This window comes from Vibrio sp. V08_P9A1T1 (assembly GCF_963874405.1).
In the GTDB taxonomy this organism is placed as follows: domain Bacteria; phylum Pseudomonadota; class Gammaproteobacteria; order Enterobacterales; family Vibrionaceae; genus Vibrio; species Vibrio anguillarum.
Genome location: NZ_CAWNIB010000140.1, coordinates 1 through 4716, shown reverse-complemented (window position 1 = coordinate 4716; position 4716 = coordinate 1). Strand labels below are relative to the sequence as shown.

Annotated in this window: 4 protein-coding genes; 2 read left to right on the top strand and 2 right to left on the bottom strand. The window is 45.3% G+C overall.

Annotated elements, in window-relative coordinates:
- Nucleotides 1-56: 56 nt before the first annotated feature.
- Both AACT21_RS06775 and AACT21_RS06770 read left to right on the top strand, forming a co-directional pair.
- Nucleotides 57-239, top strand: a complete 183-nt coding sequence (locus AACT21_RS06775; protein WP_010319035.1) for a hypothetical protein — start codon at nucleotides 57-59, stop codon at nucleotides 237-239.
- A 329-nt stretch (nucleotides 240-568) separates the two neighbouring features.
- Nucleotides 569-967 (top strand): hypothetical protein, encoded by a 399-nt coding sequence (locus tag AACT21_RS06770; protein ID WP_094163926.1) that lies wholly within the window; start codon nucleotides 569-571, stop codon nucleotides 965-967.
- Between the two features lie 122 nt (nucleotides 968-1089).
- On the opposite strand, the gene fabV is transcribed toward AACT21_RS06770, so the two are convergent.
- Nucleotides 1090-2292, bottom strand: coding sequence for an enoyl-ACP reductase FabV (gene fabV / locus AACT21_RS06765; RefSeq protein ID WP_026028134.1), 1203 nt, complete (start codon nucleotides 2290-2292; stop codon nucleotides 1090-1092).
- Between the two features lie 177 nt (nucleotides 2293-2469).
- A partial coding sequence (locus AACT21_RS06760) for an acyl-CoA dehydrogenase (RefSeq protein WP_254917184.1) occupies nucleotides 2470-4716 on the bottom strand: 2247 nt, incomplete at its 5' end.

Here is a 4716-nt window from a genome sequence, read left to right as displayed (position 1 = left end):
ATATGGGATAATGCGCCGCGAAAATTGCACCTAAATCTTCTAGGTGGGGAGAAAACATGTTTACGATTGAAGGTATTTGCGATTGGTGTAAACAACCAAAGCTATTAATAAAACACGAATATATTGATGGGAAATCGCATCACTCATGTGAAAGTTGCAATGAGTTTGCGCGCATGGATGTCAGGCAGTTTAATATTGCAGAGCAAGCATTTCGAGATCGACAGTCACTGTCACATTAGGCATCAATAGCTATACATGAAAAAGCGCCAACACGGCGCTTTTTTACTGCCTATTTTAAAAGCACACCCATTTCAGCGACTATGATAACTTATCTAATTAGTGACGAGACACTGTTACTAGGATACTTACATTGATCACAAAACAGACAACGGCGCTTTATCTTTGAACAATTTGATTGTTTGATAAAAATAGTTATTAATCAATAAATTAAAACAAAATCTAACGAATTCAAGCTTGGTTATGCTGATAAATTCAGCAAAAAAAACTTGATCAGTATCTACAACTCAAATACTGTATACACATACAGCATGTATGAAAGGACAGTATTATGCTTCAAGTAAATTTCGCTTCTCAACTATCAGCTCAGTACCCTTTGGCTAATGCCCATCGCTCAGTAAATACGATTGAACAAGCCATGATGTCAAAGCTTGCTAAGCTATCCCAGCACCAACAGCAGTGGATCTTATTCACCTCTGAATGTCCTCGACCACAGTATGAACGGTTTGCTTCTTTCAATATACATTGCGACAGAGTGATCCACATGAAACCCTCTCAAACGTTATCGGAATTAGAGATTGTGATTAAAGCTATCCGCTCTGGAAATGCCAGTGCGATAATCGCGTCAAATACTATTGAGCCTATCAACCAACACCTACTCAAGCAATTAGCGACCGAGCACCACTGTGATGTGTTTTTTGTTGCAGGGAAACAGCAACCGTTTCATTGATCGAGAAAATGCTGTTGAGGGTGAATAATGCTGTATTACCCTCCATAACAGCAAAGGCCTAGCACTGTGGCTAGACCTTTGAGATTAGAACATCTTAATTGTGTTACTGTGACACCAATAGATTAGATATCAATTACATCGAATGCAACTTCAGTATCGACATCGGCTTCGTAATCAACGCCATCAACACCAAAACCGAATAACTTCAAGAATTCTTCTTTGTATTCAACGTAATCCGTCAGCTCTTTTAGGTTTTCAGTAGTGATCTGTGGCCAAAGCTCACGGCAATGCTTTTGAATATCTTCACGCAGTTCCCAGTCATCCAGACGCAGACGATTTTGCTCATCTACTTCCGGCGCGCTACCGTCTTCTTTATAAAGACGTTGGCTAAACATGCGATAGATCTGTTCAATACATCCTTCATGTACACCTTGCTCACGCATTTTCTTAAACACCATTGCGATGTAAAGAGGCATAACAGGAATAGCTGAACTGGCTTGAGTAACAACCGATTTAAGAACGGCCACATTAGCCGTACCACCTAGTACAGAAAGCTGTTCATTCAGTGCCGATGCGGCGCGGTCTAAATCCATCTTCGCTTTACCTAGCGCACCATCCCAATAGATTGGCCAAGTTAGCTCAGTGCCGATATAGCTATAAGCCACGGTTTTACACCCTTGAGCCAATACGCCAGCTTCAGCAAGTGCATGGATCCACAGCTCCCAATCTTGACCACCCATAACCGTTACCGTGTCTGCAATTTCCTGCTCAGTTGCAGGTTCAACACTGGCTTCAATGATGATGTCTTTATTGGTATCAACCGCTGTCGCGGTGTATGTTTGGCCAATCGGTTTTAATGATGAGCGAATCAGTTCGCCAGTTTCAGGTAACTTACGCACTGGTGAAGCAAGCGAGTAAACCACCATATCAATTTGACCTAAGTCTTGTTTGATTAGCTCGATCGCTTTCTGTTTTGCTTGGTGAGAAAATGCGTCACCATTTAGGCTTTTAGCATACAAACCCGCCTCGTGAGCAAGCTTGTCAAACGCGGCTGCGTTATAAAAACCGGCGGTGCCTGGTTTTTTGTCCGTGCCCGGTTTTTCAAAGAAAACACCGATAGTCGCAGCACCTCCACCAAAAGCGGCGGTAATACGAGACGAAAGGCCGTAGCCACTGGATGAGCCTACAACAAGTACACGTTTCGGTGCATTTTTGATAGGGCCTTGTGCTTTGGTGTAAGCAATTTGTTCTTTTACATTAGCTTCACAACCCACAGGGTGCGTTGTCGTACAGATAAATCCACGAATTTTAGGTTTGATGATCATATTCAACTTCCTTCAAAAATCTCCGCTAGGATAAAAGTTTCGCTCGAAGATCTCACCCTATTTCTTTAAAAACAGGCAGAAATTGCAAGTGGTTGGATCTCTCGTGGCTCAAAAAATCAGGGCACCCGACTAGGATGCCCTGATATATGGTCACACTTTTAGTGACGATATTCGCGACTAGGCGACATGATTAAGCTTTGGCTTTCCCGGCTTATTGGTCATCACCTCGCTCAAGTCATGGCTAAAGTGATCAACTTGAATCGCTTTATAACGCAGTTTGTCTGCGGCCAAAATTTGGTCTACTTCAGTTTGAGTCAACACATTTTCGCTTAAGGCTTGAGCTAATCGCTCAGTCAGAGCACCTTTACGCGCAATTTTACCCTCTTTGGCTGCGCGGAACAGCTTGCGCTCAAGTGCACTGATACCGTACATCGCCAAAAACGCTTTTTCCATCAAGCCAACGCTATCGTCTTCCTCTGGCCCAATGTAACAAAGATGAGTGAGACGATCTCGATGTGCTCCAGGAGTCATTAAGCTTTCCGCCAGTTTGACCGACAGCTCATCGCTAGGTTTGTCATAATGGTTGCCCAAAGGGAAGACCAACACTTTAAGTAAGCGCCCAACCACTTTGTTGGGGAAGTTGCTGTACGCCTCTTGCAAAGATTTAGCCGCGTGGTACAAACAATATTGCACTGCGTAGTGCACGTAATCTAAATCGGTTTGTTGGCGGCCTTCATCTTCATACTTTTTCAAGGTTGCTGAAGCCATGTACAGATAACTCAAACCATCACCTAAACGCGCTGAGATCATCTCTTTACGTTTAAGATCGCCACCTAACGTCAACATAGCGAAATCGGCACTCACGGCAAGTGCTCGGCTAATGCGCGTCAACTGTTGGTAATACGCTTTTGTTGGGCCGCTCATCTGCGCTTTGACAAAGCGCGAACCCGTTAATGCAGCACCGAGTGCCCCAAAGGTATTTTTGGTCGCGTGGCTAATGTGCTTAAACAACAGCTTATCGAAATCTTTCGCGCCTTGCTCTGTATCAGGATTAGCCGCCGCTTCCATCTCTTTCAAAACATAAGGATGACAACGAGTGGCACCTTGGCCAAAGATCATCAAATTGCGAGTTAGGATATTGGCCCCTTCAACCGTAATTGCGACCGGGATACCGAGATAATGTGTTCCGAGGTAGTTCATTGGTCCATCTTGAATCGCTCGACCAGAGTGAATATCCATCGAATCATTTAAAATTGTGCGCGCAATTTCTGTCATATGGTATTTGGCAATGGCGGTCACTATACCCGGCTTTTCTTTCAAATCGAGCGAGGTTGTGGTTAAGGTTCGTGTCGCTTCAAGCAAATAAGTTAAGCCACCGATACGGCCCAGTGCTTCAGCTACCCCTTCAAATTTACCAATCGACATACCAAATTGCTTGCGCACATAAGCGTATGCGCCTGTCGTGCGCGAAGTTAAGTGACCAATCGCCGTACCAAGTGCGGGTAATGAAATACCACGCCCTGCCGACAAACATTCCACCAGCATGCGCCAGCCTTTACCCGCATAGTCAGCACCACCGATGAGCCAATCCATCGGGATGAAAACATCTTGACCACGCGTTGGGCCGTTCATAAACGCAAGGCCGAGTGGATCGTGTCGCTCGCCAATTTCCACGCCTTTGTGATTAGCAGGGATCAACGCGCAGGTAATACCGATATCGAGCTTATCGCCTAGAAGTTTTTCAGGATCACTGAGTTTGAAAGCTAGGCCTAGCACAGTTGCAACCGGAGCCAGCGTGATATAACGCTTATTCCAACTGAGTTTAATCCCAAGGACTTCTTTGCCCTCGTGCTTGCCGTAACACACCACGCCTTGATCAGGAATGCCGCCAGCATCGGAGCCTGCTTCTGGCCCGGTCAGCGCAAAACAAGGGATATCCGTACCGTCAGCTAAGCGAGGAAGCCAGTAGTCTTTCTGTTGTTGTGTACCGTAGTGAGAGAGAAGCTCTCCGGGGCCAAGCGAGTTTGGCACCATCACTGTAACAGCGGTACTGATACTGCGCGTCGCAATCCGTGACACTATGGTGGAGTTGGCGAGTGCTGAAAATTCACGACCACCGTAGGCCTTTGAAATAATCAAAGAGAAAAAACGCTCTTTACGCAGAAACGTCCACACTTCCGCTGGCAAGTCACGATCTTCTTTCACGATTTTATGGTCATCTAACATGGACAGCAGCGTTTCCAACTCATTATCAATGAAAGATTGCTCTTCATCTGACAAGGTTGGTTTTGGGTAATGATGCAGTTTGGTAAAGTCTGGACGACCTGAAAACAGTTCACCATCCCACCAAACGCTGCCCGCTTCCATCGCCTCTTTTTCTGTCTCCGATAACGGAGGCAAAACTTGCTTAAACAGTTTAAAGGC

What these genes read in the sequence shown, in the direction of transcription:
- AACT21_RS06775 (WP_010319035.1), top strand. Translation starts at nt 57, where the DNA reads ATGTTTACGATTGAAGGTATTTGCGATTGGTGTAAACAACCAAAGCTA.
- fabV (WP_026028134.1), bottom strand. Translation starts at nt 2,292, where the DNA reads ATGATCATCAAACCTAAAATTCGTGGATTTATCTGTACGACAACGCAC.
- AACT21_RS06770 (WP_094163926.1), top strand. Translation starts at nt 569, where the DNA reads ATGCTTCAAGTAAATTTCGCTTCTCAACTATCAGCTCAGTACCCTTTG.